The 16403-nt window shown below is 48.9% G+C and carries 20 protein-coding genes; 7 read left to right on the top strand and 13 right to left on the bottom strand.

Annotated elements, in window-relative coordinates; translation table 11 throughout:
* Nucleotides 1–269: 269 nt before the first annotated feature.
* Both ACJHX7_RS06310 and cyuA read left to right on the top strand, forming a co-directional pair.
* A complete protein-coding gene (locus tag ACJHX7_RS06310; protein ID WP_000401598.1) occupies nt 270–1601 on the top strand; it encodes an amino acid permease in 1332 nt (443 codons plus the stop codon).
* 27 nt (nt 1602–1628) lie between these two features.
* The gene (gene cyuA, locus ACJHX7_RS06305; RefSeq protein WP_000460504.1) at nt 1629–2939 is read left to right on the top strand and encodes a cysteine desulfidase; all 1311 of its coding nucleotides are present in this window, start codon (nt 1629–1631) and stop codon (nt 2937–2939) included.
* A gap of 132 nt (nt 2940–3071) precedes the next feature.
* Here cyuA and yhaL read toward each other — a convergent pair whose 3' ends face one another.
* Both yhaL and ACJHX7_RS06295 read right to left on the bottom strand, forming a co-directional pair.
* Entirely contained in the window at nt 3072–3236 is a 165-nt protein-coding gene (gene yhaL / locus ACJHX7_RS06300) for a protein YhaL (protein WP_022646154.1), read from the bottom strand.
* A gap of 22 nt (nt 3237–3258) precedes the next feature.
* Complete coding sequence (locus tag ACJHX7_RS06295; protein ID WP_000633601.1) at nt 3259–3960, bottom strand: pirin family protein; 702 nt, start codon at nt 3958–3960, stop codon at nt 3259–3261.
* 104 nt (nt 3961–4064) lie between these two features.
* On the opposite strand from ACJHX7_RS06295, the gene yhaJ reads away from it, so the two are divergent.
* Nucleotides 4065–4961, top strand: coding sequence for a DNA-binding transcriptional regulator YhaJ (gene yhaJ / locus ACJHX7_RS06290; RefSeq protein WP_001041010.1), 897 nt, complete (start codon nt 4065–4067; stop codon nt 4959–4961).
* A gap of 36 nt (nt 4962–4997) precedes the next feature.
* Here the strand turns inward: yhaJ and ACJHX7_RS06285 are convergent, their stop codons facing one another.
* From ACJHX7_RS06285 to exuR, 11 genes are all read right to left on the bottom strand, one after another.
* Complete coding sequence (locus ACJHX7_RS06285) at nt 4998–5363, bottom strand: DUF805 domain-containing protein (protein ID WP_094029910.1); 366 nt, start codon at nt 5361–5363, stop codon at nt 4998–5000.
* A gap of 282 nt (nt 5364–5645) precedes the next feature.
* Nucleotides 5646–6632, bottom strand: coding sequence for a glutathionyl-hydroquinone reductase YqjG (gene yqjG / locus ACJHX7_RS06280; RefSeq protein ID WP_077737628.1), 987 nt, complete (start codon nt 6630–6632; stop codon nt 5646–5648).
* Nucleotides 6633–6701: 69 nt separating this feature from the next.
* Nucleotides 6702–7094: a DoxX family protein gene (locus ACJHX7_RS06275; protein WP_000732240.1), complete on the bottom strand. Its 393-nt coding sequence runs from the start codon at nt 7092–7094 to the stop codon at nt 6702–6704.
* A 186-nt stretch (nt 7095–7280) separates the two neighbouring features.
* On the bottom strand, nt 7281–7580 hold the full coding sequence (locus tag ACJHX7_RS06270; RefSeq protein WP_000096086.1) for a YqjK-like family protein: 300 nt from the start codon (nt 7578–7580) through the stop codon (nt 7281–7283).
* A complete protein-coding gene (locus ACJHX7_RS06265; RefSeq protein WP_000785722.1) occupies nt 7570–7974 on the bottom strand; it encodes a phage holin family protein in 405 nt (134 codons plus the stop codon). The genes ACJHX7_RS06270 and ACJHX7_RS06265 overlap by 11 nt, the downstream gene beginning before the upstream one ends.
* Before the next feature lie 2 nt (nt 7975–7976).
* Complete coding sequence (locus ACJHX7_RS06260; RefSeq protein ID WP_000031415.1) at nt 7977–8282, bottom strand: YqjD family protein; 306 nt, start codon at nt 8280–8282, stop codon at nt 7977–7979.
* A gap of 37 nt (nt 8283–8319) precedes the next feature.
* The gene (gene yqjC, locus ACJHX7_RS06255; RefSeq protein ID WP_094029912.1) at nt 8320–8688 is read right to left on the bottom strand and encodes a DUF1090 family protein YqjC; all 369 of its coding nucleotides are present in this window, start codon (nt 8686–8688) and stop codon (nt 8320–8322) included.
* 146 nt (nt 8689–8834) lie between these two features.
* On the bottom strand, nt 8835–9218 hold the full coding sequence (gene mzrA / locus ACJHX7_RS06250; protein ID WP_001166760.1) for an EnvZ/OmpR regulon moderator MzrA: 384 nt from the start codon (nt 9216–9218) through the stop codon (nt 8835–8837).
* Nucleotides 9219–9221: 3 nt separating this feature from the next.
* On the bottom strand, nt 9222–9884 hold the full coding sequence (yqjA, locus tag ACJHX7_RS06245) for a DedA family general envelope maintenance protein YqjA (protein WP_000422149.1): 663 nt from the start codon (nt 9882–9884) through the stop codon (nt 9222–9224).
* A 21-nt stretch (nt 9885–9905) separates the two neighbouring features.
* Nucleotides 9906–9989 carry a hypothetical protein gene (locus ACJHX7_RS06240; RefSeq protein ID WP_212734101.1) on the bottom strand — a complete coding sequence of 28 codons (84 nt, stop codon included), beginning with the start codon at nt 9987–9989 and terminating at the stop codon, nt 9906–9908.
* 239 nt (nt 9990–10228) lie between these two features.
* Nucleotides 10229–11005 (bottom strand): transcriptional regulator ExuR, encoded by a 777-nt coding sequence (gene exuR, locus ACJHX7_RS06235; protein ID WP_000406495.1) that lies wholly within the window; start codon nt 11003–11005, stop codon nt 10229–10231.
* A gap of 291 nt (nt 11006–11296) precedes the next feature.
* On the opposite strand from exuR, the gene ACJHX7_RS06230 reads away from it, so the two are divergent.
* From ACJHX7_RS06230 to ACJHX7_RS06215, 4 genes are all read left to right on the top strand, one after another.
* A complete protein-coding gene (locus ACJHX7_RS06230; RefSeq protein ID WP_001361213.1) occupies nt 11297–12013 on the top strand; it encodes a fimbria/pilus periplasmic chaperone in 717 nt (238 codons plus the stop codon).
* Nucleotides 12014–12042: 29 nt separating this feature from the next.
* Nucleotides 12043–12543 (top strand): CS1 type fimbrial major subunit, encoded by a 501-nt coding sequence (locus tag ACJHX7_RS06225; RefSeq protein WP_000755089.1) that lies wholly within the window; start codon nt 12043–12045, stop codon nt 12541–12543.
* A gap of 90 nt (nt 12544–12633) precedes the next feature.
* A complete protein-coding gene (locus tag ACJHX7_RS06220) occupies nt 12634–15318 on the top strand; it encodes a TcfC E-set like domain-containing protein (protein WP_000358691.1) in 2685 nt (894 codons plus the stop codon).
* Nucleotides 15315–16397, top strand: a complete 1083-nt coding sequence (locus tag ACJHX7_RS06215) for a CfaE/CblD family pilus tip adhesin (protein ID WP_094029913.1) — start codon at nt 15315–15317, stop codon at nt 16395–16397. Before ACJHX7_RS06220 ends, ACJHX7_RS06215 begins: the two co-directional genes overlap by 4 nt.
* Nucleotides 16398–16403: the final 6 nt, after the last annotated feature.

Raw genomic sequence — 16403 nt, 5'->3', positions numbered from 1 at the left:
CTGTCAGCTTTCATCCTTGGGTGCACAAATGTGCACCTTTTTTTTGTGATCTGCCGCAAATAGAGAATGAATATTCTCTTGTGATTAATTTAGTAGAAAATTCTTATCCATCTCCGTTATTTCAAAGTCTTGATTGTGAAGATTTTCTCTGACCTCGCGCGTATCATTTCTTTATTCTAATAACTCGCCTGCAAAAACGTAGACCGCATATCGCCTTGATGCGGCTCGGAAAAAAATAATAAGCCCTACAAAATATTGAGCGAGAAATTATGGAAATTGCATCGAATAAAGGCGTCATTGCAGACGCTTCGACCCCGGCGGGTCGTGCTGGAATGAGTGAGAGCGAGTGGCGAGAAGCGATCAAATTCGACAGTACTGACACCGGCTGGGTGATTATGAGTATCGGGATGGCGATTGGCGCGGGGATTGTTTTTCTCCCGGTGCAGGTCGGTTTGATGGGGTTGTGGGTATTTTTGCTCTCATCGGTGATTGGTTACCCGGCAATGTATCTGTTTCAGCGGTTGTTTATTAATACGCTGGCAGAATCACCAGAATGTAAAGATTACCCGAGCGTCATTAGCGGTTATTTAGGTAAAAACTGGGGCATCCTGTTAGGTGCGCTCTATTTCGTAATGCTGGTGATTTGGATGTTCGTCTATTCCACCGCCATCACCAACGATAGTGCTTCCTACCTGCATACCTTCGGCGTGACGGAAGGGTTGCTGTCAGACAGTCCCTTTTATGGTCTGGTACTGATTTGCATTCTGGTGGCGATCTCTTCACGCGGCGAGAAATTGTTATTCAAAATTTCGACCGGCATGGTGCTGACCAAGCTGCTGGTGGTCGCGGCGCTGGGCGTGTCGATGGTGGGAATGTGGCATCTGTATAACGTCGGTTCGCTACCGCCGCTGGGGCTGCTGGTGAAAAACGCCATTATTACGCTGCCGTTTACCCTGACGTCGATTCTGTTTATCCAGACGTTAAGCCCGATGGTGATCTCTTATCGCTCGCGGGAAAAATCGATTGAAGTGGCGCGGCATAAAGCATTGCGGGCAATGAATATCGCGTTTGGTATTTTGTTTGTCACCGTCTTTTTCTACGCCGTGTCGTTCACGCTGGCGATGGGACATGACGAAGCGGTAAAAGCCTACGAGCAGAATATTTCCGCGCTGGCGATTGCCGCACAGTTTATTAGCGGTGATGGCGCAGCGTGGGTGAAAGTGGTCAGCGTCATTCTCAATATCTTTGCAGTAATGACCGCGTTTTTTGGCGTCTATTTAGGCTTTCGCGAAGCAACGCAAGGGATCGTAATGAACATCCTGCGTCGCAAGATGCCTGCCGAGAAGATTAACGAAAATCTCGTTCAGCGCGGCATCATGATTTTCGCCATTTTGCTGGCCTGGAGCGCCATCGTACTGAACGCACCGGTGTTGAGCTTCACCTCTATCTGTAGCCCGATTTTCGGCATGGTAGGGTGCCTGATCCCGGCGTGGCTGGTTTACAAAGTACCGGCATTGCACAAATACAAAGGGATGTCTCTGTACCTGATTATCGTCACTGGTTTGTTGCTTTGTGTTTCTCCGTTCCTGGCATTTTCTTGATTTACCTGAAATTTTAAGGTTTTTAATATGTTTGATTCGACTTTAAATCCGTTATGGCAGCGTTACATCCTCGCCGTTCAGGAGGAAGTAAAACCGGCGCTGGGATGTACTGAACCGATTTCACTGGCGCTGGCGGCGGCGGTTGCTGCGGCAGAACTGGAAGGTCCGGTTGAACGTGTAGAAGCCTGGGTTTCGCCAAATCTGATGAAGAACGGTCTGGGCGTCACCGTTCCCGGCACGGGAATGGTGGGGCTGCCGATTGCGGCGGCGCTGGGAGCGTTAGGTGGAAATGCTAACGCCGGGCTGGAAGTGCTGAAAGATGCAACTGCGCAGGCAATTGCCGATGCCAAAGCACTGCTGGCGGCGGGGAAAGTCTCAGTTAAGATCCAGGAACCTTGCGATGAAATCCTCTTCTCACGCGCCAAAGTCTGGAACGGTGAGAAGTGGGCGTGTGTCACCATCGTCGGCGGGCATACCAACATTGTGCATATTGAGACGCACAATGGTGTGGTGTTTACCCAGCAGGCGTGTGTGACAGAGGGCGAGCAAGAGTCGCCGCTGACGGTGCTTTCCAGGACGACGCTGGCTGAGATCCTGAAGTTCGTCAATGAAGTCCCGTTTGCGGCGATCCGCTTTATTCTCGATTCCGCGAAGTTAAATTGCGCGTTATCACAGGAAGGCTTGAGCGGTAACTGGGGGCTGCATATTGGCGCGACGCTGGAAAAACAGTGCGCGCGCGGCTTGCTGGCGAAAGATCTCTCTTCATCCATTGTGATTCGTACCAGCGCGGCATCCGATGCGCGTATGGGCGGCGCTACGCTTCCGGCAATGAGTAACTCCGGCTCGGGTAACCAGGGGATCACTGCAACAATGCCTGTGGTGGTGGTAGCAGAACACTTCGGGGCCGATGATGAACGGCTGGCGCGTGCGCTGATGCTTTCGCATTTGAGCGCGATTTACATCCATAACCAGTTACCGCGTTTGTCTGCGCTTTGTGCCGCAACGACCGCAGCAATGGGGGCCGCCGCCGGGATGGCATGGCTGGTGGATGGGCGTTATGAAACCATCTCGATGGCGATCAGCAGTATGATCGGCGATGTCAGCGGCATGATTTGCGATGGAGCGTCGAACAGCTGCGCGATGAAGGTTTCGACCAGTGCTTCGGCTGCGTGGAAAGCGGTGTTAATGGCGCTGGATGATACCGCAGTGACCGGCAATGAAGGAATCGTGGCGCATGATGTTGAGCAGTCGATTGCCAACCTGTGTGCGTTAGCAAGCCATTCGATGCAGCAAACGGATCGGCAGATTATCGAGATTATGGCGAGCAAGGCCAGATAAACGCCAGGTTTTGGGTATCGTGCCGGATGCGATGCTGGCGCATCTTATCCGGCCTACGAATTGCACAATTTGTTGATGTTGTTGTGTTTTGTAGGCCGGATAAGGCGTTTACGCCACATCCGGCACTTGTCTTTACGCGGTAGCTTCATCCTCGGCTAAACGCGTTTCAGCATCCGCGACGATGGCTTCCAGCTCGCTCAACATCTCTTCATAGCCAAAATTTTTGGCGGTGCGAGAAGGTTCTTTCGCCACCACGGGCTTCACTGGCTGACGCTTTTTGGCCGATTTTTTACTCATCATCATCTCCCTGTAAAAACAACTAGACAGGCAAATCTATCAGCAAAGCGCGCAGTGGGGAATCGGCAACCAGCGTAATGTTAGCCTCGTCACGAATAAACGCCCCATCACCGCAGGTTAGCGCCGCTTTCTCTTCATGATGCGTAAGCGCATGAAATTTCCCGTGAATCGATTGCAAATACGCGCGTGGCCCATGCAACTGGAAATTCGCACTTTCGCCTTTGTCGAGCACGATATGGTGCAGCCACACTTGCTGGCGCAATTGCAGGCTTCCCATCCCACCTTCTGGCGAGGCGATTAATTGCTGCTTGCTCATATTAAGCGCCAGCTTTTGAATCAGCGGATTCTCTCGTTGTGGGCAGGCATCCAGCCAAAGCTGCATTCGCGTTAACGGTTTGTCTTTGCTGAGATTGTGTTCGCTATAGCTGACACCCGGCTGGGTAGAGAGCAGCAACACCTCACCAGTGCTGGTCTGAACATGATTGCCTTCGCTGTCGCGATACTCAGCTTCTCCATCCAGAATCACATTTAAAATATCGACTTTGGGATAGGTTCGCGGCTGAAAGGCGGCACCTGGGGCCAGCACTTCCTGGTTAAGCACGCGCAGGGAGGCATAGCCTAACAATTTCGGGTCGAAGTAGTGTCCAAAGGAAAAAGTATACCGGGCCTGCAACCATCCGTAGTCTGCTTGTCCACACTGCCTGGCAGTTCGGGTAGTAATCATAATTCTTGACCTCTCTTTACTTCCTTTTATGGTAAGGGGCTGGACGCTACATTGTTAGCCAGATATTCTGCCCGGTATGTTCAAATTTCCTGAATGAGAACGAAATGGCCAAAGAAAGGGCATTAACGCTGGAAGCACTACGGGTTATGGATGCGATCGATCGCCGGGGCAGTTTTGCGGCGGCGGCGGATGAGCTGGGACGCGTGCCTTCCGCACTTAGCTACACCATGCAAAAACTGGAAGAAGAGCTGGATGTGGTGCTGTTTGACCGCTCGGGCCATCGCACCAAATTCACCAATGTCGGGAGGATGTTGCTGGAGCGAGGGCGCGTTTTGCTGGAAGCCGCAGATAAACTGACTACCGATGCGGAAGCTCTCGCGCGCGGTTGGGAAACGCATCTCACCATTGTGACCGAAGCGCTGGTACCGACACCTGCCTTTTTCCCGTTAATTGACAAACTGGCGGCAAAAGCGAATACCCAACTGGCAATCATCACCGAAGTGCTGGCGGGGGCATGGGAACGGCTGGAGCAGGGGCGGGCGGATATTGTTATCGCGCCGGATATGCATTTTCGCTCCTCGTCGGAGATCAACTCGCGCAAGCTCTATACGTTAATGAACGTTTACGTTGCCGCGCCTGATCACCCGATTCATCAGGAGCCGGAACCGTTATCTGAAGTGACGCGCGTGAAATATCGTGGAATTGCGGTGGCGGATACCGCTCGTGAGCGCCCGGTATTGACCGTACAGCTACTGGACAAACAGCCGCGTTTAACGGTGAGCACGATTGAAGATAAACGTCAGGCATTACTGGCGGGGCTTGGCGTGGCGACGATGCCGTATCCGATGGTCGAAAAAGATATTGCGGAAGGGCGGTTGCGTGTCGTCAGCCCGGAATCGACCAGCGAGATCGATATTATTATGGCCTGGCGTCGTGACAGTATGGGGGAGGCGAAATCCTGGTGTCTGCGGGAAATTCCCAAACTTTTTAGCGGAAAATAATCAATTAAGCACCTTTTACAAGGTGCTTAATTATTATTACTGTTCCAGTTTCGGATCAGGTCCAAAGCGGTTTTCGCCTGGCGTACCCGCCTGGCAGTTAAAGACGATGATAATAAGCCAGCCGATAAACGGGATTAAGAACAGCAGTGCCCACCACGCCGAGCGGTCGGTGTCGTGCAGGCGGCGGAACTGAACTGCCCACCATGGTAAAAACACCAGAATACCGTAGATTGTCGTCAGGATGCCTTCGCCACCGGCACGTTGCCAGCCTAACATTTTATCCAGTAGCCCCAGCACGAACGTAAAGATGATGTTGACCAGAATAAACATCCAGTACTCTTTGCGCCGCGCACGACCCCGGAAACCGACATAATTTTTTAGTACTTTCAGATACCAGTCCATTTTTGCCTCAATTTTGCTCAATCACTTGTTTTTAAAGCAGCAAATTAAGAATAGACGTGAATGAAATGGCAGTAAATATTATCTCGATGAATTAATAAGGCGCTGTGAAGGATAAGGGCAAGCGCAAAATTGCCAGATGCGCTACGCTTATCTGGCCTGCGCGGTCATTGCAACATATTGAATATAAATGTTTTGTAGGTTTGATAAGGCGTTTACGCCGCATCCGACATGAACAACACGCACTTAGCTAATTATCAGAGGCACCTCGTAAGGTGCCTTTTTTTAACCGAAGCGAACATCTCGTCCATGCGGTTCATCGAGATCCTGCCACGGACCAATTGAAATAATCCCCGTAGGGTTGATGGTCTTATGGCTGCGGAAGTAATGATTACGGATGTGATCGAAATTGACTGTTTCGGCAATTCCCGGCATCTGGTAGATATCGCGCAGGAAGCCATACAGATTCAGGTAATCGCTGATGCGGTGCTTATCACACTTGAAGTGGGTCACATACACTGGATCAAAACGCACCAGCGTGGTCCACAGGCGAATATCGGCTTCGGTTAGCTGGTTGCCGGTCAGGTAACGGTGCTGACCTAAAATCTGTTCCAGTCGCGCCAGCGATTCAAACACTTTCGCCACCGCCTCGTCGTAAGCTTGCTGGCTGGTGGCAAAACCAGCTTTATACACGCCGTTGTTAACAGTGTCATAAATCCAGCCGTTAAGTTCGTCAATTTTCGTTTGCAGGGCTGGTGGGTAGTAATCACCCGCTTTCGCGCCCAGCGCATCAAACGCGGTATTGAACATGCGTATGATTTCTGCTGATTCGTTGCTGACGATGGTGTGGTTTTTTTTGTCCCACAGCACGGGAACAGTAACTCGTCCGCTGTAGTGTGGATCGGCGTGGAGATAAAGCTGATACAGAAATTCATGTTGATAGAGCGTGTCGCCGGTTGCTCCCGGAAAACTGTCATCAAAGGTCCAGCCGTTTTCCAGCATCAGCGGGTTCACTACGGAAACGGAAATAAACGGTTCCAGTCCTTTGAGCTTACGCATGATCAGCGTGCGGTGCGCCCACGGGCAGGCGAGTGAAACATAGAGATGATAACGATCTTTCTCTGCGGCAAAACCGCCTTTGCCAGTGGGGCCTGGCGCGCCATCGGCAGTGAGCCAGTTACGAAATGCGGAAGCTGAACGTTGAAATTTACCGCCGGTGGATTTGGTATCGTACCAGGTGTCATGCCAGACGCCGTCAATCAGTTGACCCATTTTTCTCTCCTCCAATAGCAAAAACGAGGAGCTTCCTCCTCGTTTTTTATTGTTAAGTATAGCGCGTGCTTACCACTTTTTATTCAGCAGGCGGTCGATGCTATACGCGCCTGGACCGGTAATTGCCAGCAGCAGGAACCCGCCAGAAATCGTCAGGTTTTTCATGAACATCAGCGAGTTGACGCCTTCAGCAAAGTTGCTGTGAAATAAAAATGCCGTCAGCAGCGTAAAGCCCGCAGTAAACAGGGCTGTGGTACGTGTCAGGAAACCGAACAGGATTGCCAGACCACCACCAAACTCAAGCAGAATCACCAGCGGCAGCATAAAGCCGGGGACGCCCATTGCTTCCATATATTGTTGGGTACCCGCGTAGCCAGTAATTTTTCCCCAGCCTGCGGTAATAAACAGAATCGGCATTAAAATACGCGCTACCAGTACACCAACATCTTCTAATTTTTTCATCTTACTCTCCACTGCGCCGCTCAGGCTGCTGATTGTTTTTTTGTGCAATGGCGCGGTATTAGCGTCGTTGCTGTCGATGGAGAGAATCATAAACGTGGTGAAGCGTGATTGTTAGCAAGGAAAACTGTCAAATTTTTTCAAAAAATTTGAGGGATAAGGCCGGAATATCTCCGGCCAGAGAGGAAGTTAACCGCGAAGCTGTTGTTGCTTGAGGGTTGTTTTCACCAGACGCCAGGCGCTCCATACGCCAAAACCGCGTCTGGCCCAGCGGACCAGCATATTAGGATGGCGAATCGTCCAGATCGCCATCACGCTACTGCCAACCAGCGCCCAGGAGCGCAGACTCAACAGCATATTCCAGCGACGATCGTAAGCGCCTGTTGCCTCCAGCCATTCACGACGACTGGCAGAAAGATCCAGCCGTTGTTGCTGGATCTGGCTAAGCAGTTGCGCCTTACGTCGTTCACGTTCGACTTTACTGCTCACGGGACTCCTCCTCGAGCAGCTGCCGATCGTTTGCCAGCTCATGGCGTGTATGGCGCAGCAAGGTGGATTTACGCGATTTACGTAACGTCCAGATACCGCCAATCAGTGCCAGTAGCAGCAACACCACGGTGGTGGCAATCATCGCATTCAGGCGATATTGCGGATCAACCGCCCAAATAATTAGCACCATCAGGCTCATAAGACCAAATGCAGCGAAAAGCATCGTCAGGCCCAGCATCAGTAAAAGTTGAAAGAGATTCGCTTTTTCCTCTTCCAGCTCCACCACCGCCAGCCGCAGACGTGTTTCCACCATTTCAACCATGATGGAAACAATTCGCTGCCCGATGCCCAGAACGCTTTTACCGGGCCCTTGCGCGTGATGAGTGTCCGCCATAATTAACGACGCGACAGCAGAACGCCGAGCACTACACCGATTGCAGCGCCAATGCCCACGCCGGTCCACGGATTTTCACGCACATACTCATCGGCACGCGCCGCCGCGACACGGGTTTGTTTGGCGATGGCATCACCGGTTTCACCCAGGCGATAACGGCTCTGTTTCAGTGCCTGCTCCGCTTTGCTACGAATCTTACTCAACTCTTCTTTCGACTTCTCGCCAGATGAGCTAAGCACCTCTTCCAGCGTATCGGAAAGGGATTTCAACTCAGCACGCAGATGTTCCGTAGTGTGTTCTTTCGACATAGTTTTCTCCAGGTGAGTAAGTAGTGACTATTGTGAGTTAGTAGTCGCGCGCTTTCAGCTTTTTCAGCTCTTCCTGCGCTTCTGCCAGTTTCCGTTCGCGTTTGGCAATCTTATCTGCATCGCCTTTTTGCTTCGCCTCGGCTAAATCTTGCTGGCGTTCCGCCACCTCATCTTTCTGCTTTGCGATTTTCTTCTGATGATCGGCACGCAGTTGGCTATCTGAACAGTTGGCCCGGACTTCACTCAGGGCTTTATTCAGACCGTCAATACGATTCTGGTTTTGGTGTTTTTCGGCATAGCTGATCTCCTTAAGGATATTTTGCTCCTTTTCCTGACACAGGGTAGTGGCATGACTACCGGCACTAAGAGCAAAGAGAGAAACAGCTAAAGCGATGCGGTATTTCATTCTTGAACCTTCCATTGTGATTCGGACCTATTACAAAGGAACGATTGTCCAGACAACGAAGCGGTCGTGTTAACCACCGCCCCATTAATCATAGACAGTTACGGTGAAATCACCAAAGTGAGTGATCTGTTTCAGATAACAGGAAGTTATCCGAAGCGATGAGAGTTATCCCGCAACCGGGTCAGCCACTGCATTGCCTGACTATTATTGTCCTGCTGCGCAATGATGTAGCCATGGGGCAATGTTCTGTCGAGGACCGCTTTTGCGGCGGCGCTCTGGTCGCTGGAGTCAAAGGTAATTAACAGAGTGTCGTTTTTGGGGGTGATACTTTTGAAAGGAATGCCGTGAGCGTCAAGGTGATGCCAGATTGAAAAACCGTCTGGCATCGTTGTCCCTTGATGAACGGCACGAATCGCCAGCGTAGACTCTTGCTGGCGAACCGCGGACCAGGCCAGCAACAGCGTGCCGACCAGAAGTAAAACAGCGCCGGACCAGGCTAGCTGGCGAAGTGACATGCGAGGTATTTGCATCCCTTACCCCCGATTTCCATATTTCTTTTTCCATAACACGACCAGAGAACCTGCCAGGCCAAACACCAGCAGCACCACCGGGAGCAGCATCAGGCATGACATCAGCTGGTCCTCGTACTTTAAAAATACCGGCGTTTTGCCGAGCATGTAACCCAGAGTTGTCAGGATCAATACCCACAGCAGACCGCTCATCCAGTTGAAGAACTGAAAGCGCGCGTTATTCAGCCCTGATAACCCGGCAATCGTCGGCAGCAGTGTTCTGACAAACGCAATAAAGCGACCAATTAACAGCGCCGATAAACCGTGTTTATGAAAAAGATGGTGTGCGCGTTGATGATAATGCGCGGGTAAATGAGATAGCCAGTTTTGTACGGTGCGGGTATTGCCCAGCCATCGCCCCTGAATATAGCTGACCCAGCAGCCGAGGCTGGCGGCAACGGTCAGCAGCAGAATCGTTTGCGGATAGCCCATCGCGCCTTTCGCAATCAATACGCCGACCAGTACCAGTAAACTGTCGCCCGGTAAAAAGGCCGCCGGAAGCAAGCCGTTTTCAAGGAACAAAATGACAAACAAGACAAAATACAACATGCCAATCATCGACGGATTGGCCAGGGTTTCAAAATCCTGCGCCCACAGGGCTTGCAGCAATTGGGTCAAAAGTTCCATTCATTATTCCTGGTGAATCGGTTAACGCCACGCTGGTTTTAAATGATGCACTACCGCAATGTTATTGCTGTCTTGGTATGTTCTGCGGGTTTGATACATCAACACAGCCTGAACTATTCCCTGTTAAATCGTGAGATAAGAAAGCATTCAAAAGCATAAATTCAAATTGAATCTAATTGTAACAAAGGTCAACGTTGTTCGTTATCAAAATTACATGTCCGTGGAGTCTGATTTTGCTGAATGCAGGGGAGGGAGGCGAGAGGATTTACACAGGCTGACACTTTATACTTTTCGCTTACCGACGAGACAAACAGGCGCACTGTAGCGCCTGTCGGACAGGAATTTCATTTACTGCCGCTGGTGGCTGTATCGAGATGCACCACCGGGTTTTCGGCGAACAGATAGCGGTCGGCATTGAACTCGAAATCGTCGCTGGTTTCGTTAAATAACATGATCTTGGTGTTTTCCAGGTGCTGCCACATTGCCAGCTTAGCAGCATGAGGATCTTTGCGAATCAGCGCCTTGAGGATTTGATCGTGGTCATCACACCAGTTATCGACGGTACGGGCATCAATGTGTTCGTGCAGTTTTTTCCAGTACGGGTTATGACTACGCTGGGTCCACATTTTTTCAACGATAGCCGCCAGGGCGGAGTTCTGCGTCGCCAGGGCTACCTGAATATGGAACTGCAAATCCCACTCGGAATCACGGAAGCATTGTTCGCCGCGTGCCTGCTCCTGGATGGCCATCAATTTCATGATGTCCTGTTTTGTGACCTGAGTTGCCGCGAACTCGGCAATATTACTTTCGATGAGCTGGCGGGCTTGCAGTAGCTCAAACGGACCGTAATTGGCAAACTCCATATTATTGTCAGCCGATTGCTGATGGCGCGGCTGGTTGGAAACCACATGAATACCTGAACCTTTACGCACTTCGACATAGCCTTCAACTTCCAGCATGATGATGGCTTCACGAACCACGGTGCGGCTGACGTTTTTTTCATCGGCAATAAAGCGTTCGGCAGGCAGTTTATCACCTACCAGATAGACGCCCTGTTCGATGCGCTCTTTCAGATCAGCGGCAAGTTGTTGATACAAACGGCGTGGTTCAGTGATTTCCATATGCGTCTCCAGGAGTGGAATGCGGACAAAGTTATCATACCACTTTATGCATGCGTATGCCATTGTTAAAATATAAATCGCATGATTGAAATAATATTATTTATTGATGTTATGAATATTAATATATTCCTAAAATTGATTATGTTGAATTGTGAAAAAACATATTTTTCAGTAGGTTGTATTTTTTTGATAATAAATAATTTTATCTAAAGATGCTTTTTTGTGTTGACTTGAAAAATAGTATGATTTCTAATGCGCCAACTTTTTATGAAATAATGTAAAACTGATTAAATGGTGGCGAAAATTAATCGATTATTACGGCTCGGGCCTGTCTTACTTCTGTGCACATCATTTTTCGCACAATCTAATATGACTGTATATCCTATGTCTGTATCTATAAACAGTCAGGGAGAAGGAAGTGTTCGTGTAATATCGAAAACGAATGAAGTCCAATATATAAAGGCAACCGTATTTCGTATCGATAATCCATCAACACCACAAGAAAAAGAAATCGAAGTAACTTCAGGCGATGCAAACCAACTTGTGATAATGCCGCCCAAATTTGCTTTGCCTGGCGGTAGTAGCAAAACCGTGCGTTTTGTGGCAATGGAACCTGAGCAAAAAGAAAAAAACTATCGGGTTAAATTTGAAGCTGTACCCAGCATTGATGATGCAACAGATAATAAAAAAGATCTCTCCATGCAATTAACGGTTAACTTAATTTGGGGGATTGTTGTCAGCGTGCCACCTCAGCAGCCTGTGGCAAAGTTAGATATTAACGCCGATAAAAAGCTAATCAATAATGGCAATCAACGTCTGAAGATATTAACCATTGCCTATTGTAAAAATAGTGGTTCTGCGGAGTGCAGAACACAGACCGTAAATAAAAACATTTTTCCTGGTCAGGAAAGAGTTTTAGAAAGCATATCTGGCTACGATAAAATCGTTGTCAAATATAATAACTGGATCACCAAGGACAATGGTGAGTTTGAGCTGGCGGTCCATTAATTATCATTGTAATAAACCAAGGAATAGTAATGAAAAAGGTATTCGCAAAATCTCTTCTGGTAGCGGCAATGTTTTCCGTTGCAGGTTCTGCATTAGCAGTACAAAAAGATATCACTGTTACTGCTAACGTTGATGCTGCTCTGGATATGACACAGACCGATAATACTGCACTGCCGAAGGCAGTAGAAATGCAATATCTGCCGGGTCAGGGTCTGCAATCTTACCAGTTAATGACTAAAATCTGGTCAAATGACACGACCAAAGACGTGAAAATGCAGTTAGTTTCGCCTGCGCAACTGGTTCAGAGCCTGGACGCCAGCAAAATCGTTCCGCTGACCGTAACCTGGGGTGGTGAAGAGATTAAAGCTGATGCGGCAACCACGTTTACCGCAACGAAAATCTTTGCTTCCGATGCGTTAACTAACGGTTCGCTGGCTAAACCACTGATGTTTTCCCAGGCTACCAAAGGTGTTCTGGAAACGGGTATCTACCGTGGCGTAGTTAGCATTTATCTGTCCCAGGCTCTCTAATCTGGATAACAGAATTAACATGCAATAAAGGGAGGCAAGTCCTCCCTTCTTTTAACTATTTTAGTATTTATTATGGATTACAGGACAGCCATGGACAAAAAATTACTGGCTCTTTTGATCCTGGCGAGTCTCAGCCCGGCAAAGGCAACATTAACAAAAATTCCCGCTGGTTTTGAGGTTATTGCTCAGGGACAGCAGGAGTATATCGAGGTTTATTTTGCAGGGAAAAGTCTCGGTAAATATTATGCTATGGTTAATCTTGATACCGTAACCTTTCTTGATTCATCAAGTTTATACAGCAAACTTGAATTGAGCACTGACGATCAAAAAATCGCTCATACAGTGAAAGAAAAACTATCGCAACCCTTAGCTCGCCACGGTGAACTGGCTTGTGGTTTTGTACGTACTGATTCAGGATGCGGTTTTCTTAATACTGAGACAGTAGAAATAATCTACAATGATGAAGAAAGTTCAGCAACCCTATTTCTTAATCCGCAATGGAGTTCTGCGTTTAACTCGAAGTCATTGTATTTAAATCCAGACAAAAATACGGTTAACGCTTTTATACATCAGCAAGATATTAATGTGCTGGTACAGGATGATTACCAATCGTTGTCAATTCAGGGTAATGGCGCACTGGGAATAACAGAAAATAGCTATATTGGTGCGCACTGGAATTTCGACGGTTATGATGCAGATGATGTCAGCGACAACAATGTCGATGTCAGCGATCTCTATTACCGCTATGATTTTTTACGCCGTTATTATGTGCAGGCGGGGCGGATGGACAACCGCACATTATTTAATGCGCAAGGTGGAAACTTTACTTTTAACTTTCTGCCACTCGGTGCCATCGACGGAATGCGTATCGGGTCGACTCTCAGTTATTTAAACCAGACGCAAAGCCAGCAGGGAACGCCGGTAATGATCCTGCTTTCGCGCAATTCTCGTGTTGATGCTTATCGTAATGAACAACTGTTGGGATCGTTTTACCTCAATAGTGGTTCGCAATTTATTGATACCAGTTCCTTTCCGCCAGGCAGCTACAGCGTGGCGTTAAAAGTTTATGAAAATAACCAACTCACCCGCACCGAGCTTGTACCGTTTACCAAAACCGGCGGTCTGACGGACGGAAATGCCCAGTGGTTCTTGCAGGCAGGTAAAACCACATCACAGGTTTCTGATGATGAAAGTTCTGCTTATCAGCTAGGCGTACGCCTGCCATTACATCCGCAATATGAGCTCTACGCAGGGCTGGCGAATGCCGATGATGTAAGTGCTTTCGAGTTAGGCAATAACTGGACGGCAGATTTAGGCGGGGCGGGGAATCTGGCTATCAGTGCCAGCGTGTTCCGTAACGATGACGGCGGCAAAGGCGATATGCAACAGGCCAACTGGAGTCATCCGGGATGGCCGACGTTGGGCTTTTATCGGACCAACTCTGACGGTGATGCTTGTACAACCGACAACAGAGAGAGCTACAACGCCTTAAGCTGTTATGAAAGTATTTCCGCGACGGTTTCACAGAATTTTGTCGGCTGGAATATGATGCTGGGCTATACCCGCACACAAAATAACACTGATGATAGTTTGCGCTGGGACAAACAGCAGAGCTTTGAAAATAACTATCTTCGCCAGACTTCGGCTCAAAGCATTTCCGAGACCGTACAACTTAGCGCTTCTCGCGCTTTTGTGATGCGTGACTGGATTTTGAGTACTTCCCTTGGGGTTTTCCATCGTAATGACAACGGCGGTGGTAGCGATGACAACGGTTTGTATCTGTCGTTTTCGTTATCTGATACGCCGACGATGGACAGCAATAACAACAGCCATTCAACCAATGTTTCTACTGATTATCGTTATAGCGATCAGGATGGCGATCAAACGTCATGGCAGTTATCGCATACCTTTTATAACGACTCATTCAGCCATAAAGAGCTTGGCGTGACCGTCGGCGGTTTGAACACCGATACCATAAACAGCGCGGTTAACGGGCGTTGGGATGGCCAATATGGAAATGTCTACGCTACTGTCTCAGACAGTTATGATCGCCAGAACCATGATCATCTCTCGGCCTTCACCGGAACGTACAGCTCCACGCTGGCGGTGAGTCGCTATGGCATCAATTTGGGGGCCAGCGGCTCAGATGATTTGCTGGGAGCGGTGTTGGTGGATGTGAAAGGTTTCTCTGAACAGGATGAACAGAGTCAGGGTCTGCAACTCGAAGCGCGGGTGGCTGGCAGCAGAACATTGCAGCTTGGTCAAAGCGATAGCGTGTTATTCCCCTATCCTGGATTTCAGTCTGGCTTTGTTGAAGTTAACGACAGTAATCAGGGTAACCAGCAAGGAACAACCAACATCATTAACGGCGCGGGAAATCGCGAGTTAATGCTGTTGCCGGGCAAATTACGTTATCGCGAGGTGTCTGCCAGCTTTAATTACAACTATATCGGTCGTTTGTTATTGCCCGCATCGGTAGAGAAATTCCCGCTGGTGGGTCTGAATAGCGCCATGTTACTGGTGGCTGAAGATGGCGGATTCACACTTGAGATCAGCAGTGGTGAAAAAGAGTTGTATCTGCTTTCCGGGCAGCAGTTCCTGAAATGTCCGCTGAATGTTTTGAAGAAACGCGCCAGCATTCGCTATAGCGGGGATGTGAATTGTAGCGTGGTGAGTTATTCACAATTGCCGGAATCTATTCAGGTTCAGGCACAGTTGAAACAGCCTAAATTACGTGGAAACGTCCAGACGGCGCAAAGGGAGGTTGCACCATGAGAAATCGATTAATTGCCATGGTTTTATGCTTATTTGGCATGGTAGCGGGTGTTCAGGCAGAACCGTCTGTGACGGCTGAAATTACTTATGATTTGGCCGCTGGCAGAGCAGATTATTATTTCTGGAACGAGGAAGAATCCCCCGGAAATAACGCGTATATGTGGTATGAATGTTCATATCCCAATATCCAGCAAACTTGCTCGGACTCTGGTAATTTCTCGACAGTACAAATTTATTTAACGGAGCAGCGCAGTGGTATGCGTTGGCCGATTACGCTCAAAGGATTTAAAAAAGCTTATGTCGATGACGGGATTCCAGGGTGCGATGGATACGTTGCACAAACGGATCTCAGGGACTCAAATCGGTATACATGCACCGTAAAGGGGGATCCAACCCCACATTATGCTAGTGATAAATATCTTACGCTTTACCTTGAACAGGCAGAAATGAAGAAGTTGCCGATTGGCGGTGTCTGGAAAGGGCAGGTTAAGCTGCACTCAAATAGCCCTTCAGTGGACTATTTTGCATATATTACCCTGAACACCCTCGATCCCAACCATATCGACGTGTTCTTCCCGGAGTTCGCCCACGCTACGCCACGCGTACAACTGGATTTGCATCCAACAGGTAGCGTTAACGGCAACAACTACGCGCAAGATCTGACGATGTTGGATATGTGCCTGTACGATGGCTTTAACGGTAACGGTCTTAGCTATGAAATTTTGCTAAAAGATGAGGGAAGAACGGCGGCAGGACGCAGTAATGGTGAGTTTTCGATTTATCGTCAGGGCGCGAGCTCAACGGATGAAGGGGAGCGTATTGATTACCGTGTCAAAATGTATGACCCGGAATCAGGAGGGCAAATTGATGTGCGCAACAATGAGAGCATGGTCTGGACCAACATCAATCTTAAACATGTCCGCCCGGTGGTGCTTCCAGGCATTCGTTACGCTGTGATGTGTGTTCCCACACCGCTGACGCTGGTGGTCGACAAATTTAACGTGACGGCAAAACAGGCGGGATATTATATGGGTAAATTGTCGGTCATCTTTACCCCGTCATTGCCGACGATCAATTGACCTCGC

Origin of the sequence: Escherichia sp. WS1451, from assembly GCF_046487365.1 — a bacterium.
GTDB lineage: Bacteria > Pseudomonadota > Gammaproteobacteria > Enterobacterales > Enterobacteriaceae > Escherichia > Escherichia coli.
The sequence above is the reverse complement of the archived record's forward strand: the minus strand, read 5'-3'. Positions and strand labels throughout refer to the sequence as shown.

Excerpts from the sequence above, each read along its gene's own strand:
- ACJHX7_RS06310 (WP_000401598.1), top strand. The coding sequence starts at position 270 with ATGGAAATTGCATCGAATAAAGGCGTCATTGCAGACGCTTCGACCCCG.
- cyuA (WP_000460504.1), top strand. The coding sequence starts at position 1,629 with ATGTTTGATTCGACTTTAAATCCGTTATGGCAGCGTTACATCCTCGCC.
- yhaL (WP_022646154.1), bottom strand. The coding sequence starts at position 3,236 with ATGAGTAAAAAATCGGCCAAAAAGCGTCAGCCAGTGAAGCCCGTGGTG.
- ACJHX7_RS06295 (WP_000633601.1), bottom strand. The coding sequence starts at position 3,960 with ATGATTACTACCCGAACTGCCAGGCAGTGTGGACAAGCAGACTACGGA.
- yhaJ (WP_001041010.1), top strand. The coding sequence starts at position 4,065 with ATGGCCAAAGAAAGGGCATTAACGCTGGAAGCACTACGGGTTATGGAT.
- ACJHX7_RS06285 (WP_094029910.1), bottom strand. The coding sequence starts at position 5,363 with ATGGACTGGTATCTGAAAGTACTAAAAAATTATGTCGGTTTCCGGGGT.
- yqjG (WP_077737628.1), bottom strand. The coding sequence starts at position 6,632 with ATGGGTCAACTGATTGACGGCGTCTGGCATGACACCTGGTACGATACC.
- ACJHX7_RS06275 (WP_000732240.1), bottom strand. The coding sequence starts at position 7,094 with ATGAAAAAATTAGAAGATGTTGGTGTACTGGTAGCGCGTATTTTAATG.
- ACJHX7_RS06265 (WP_000785722.1), bottom strand. The coding sequence starts at position 7,974 with ATGGCGGACACTCATCACGCGCAAGGGCCCGGTAAAAGCGTTCTGGGC.
- ACJHX7_RS06260 (WP_000031415.1), bottom strand. The coding sequence starts at position 8,282 with ATGTCGAAAGAACACACTACGGAACATCTGCGTGCTGAGTTGAAATCC.
- yqjC (WP_094029912.1), bottom strand. The coding sequence starts at position 8,688 with ATGAAATACCGCATCGCTTTAGCTGTTTCTCTCTTTGCTCTTAGTGCC.
- mzrA (WP_001166760.1), bottom strand. The coding sequence starts at position 9,218 with ATGCAAATACCTCGCATGTCACTTCGCCAGCTAGCCTGGTCCGGCGCT.
- yqjA (WP_000422149.1), bottom strand. The coding sequence starts at position 9,884 with ATGGAACTTTTGACCCAATTGCTGCAAGCCCTGTGGGCGCAGGATTTT.
- exuR (WP_000406495.1), bottom strand. The coding sequence starts at position 11,005 with ATGGAAATCACTGAACCACGCCGTTTGTATCAACAACTTGCCGCTGAT.
- ACJHX7_RS06230 (WP_001361213.1), top strand. The coding sequence starts at position 11,297 with ATGGTGGCGAAAATTAATCGATTATTACGGCTCGGGCCTGTCTTACTT.
- ACJHX7_RS06225 (WP_000755089.1), top strand. The coding sequence starts at position 12,043 with ATGAAAAAGGTATTCGCAAAATCTCTTCTGGTAGCGGCAATGTTTTCC.
- ACJHX7_RS06220 (WP_000358691.1), top strand. The coding sequence starts at position 12,634 with ATGGACAAAAAATTACTGGCTCTTTTGATCCTGGCGAGTCTCAGCCCG.
- ACJHX7_RS06215 (WP_094029913.1), top strand. The coding sequence starts at position 15,315 with ATGAGAAATCGATTAATTGCCATGGTTTTATGCTTATTTGGCATGGTA.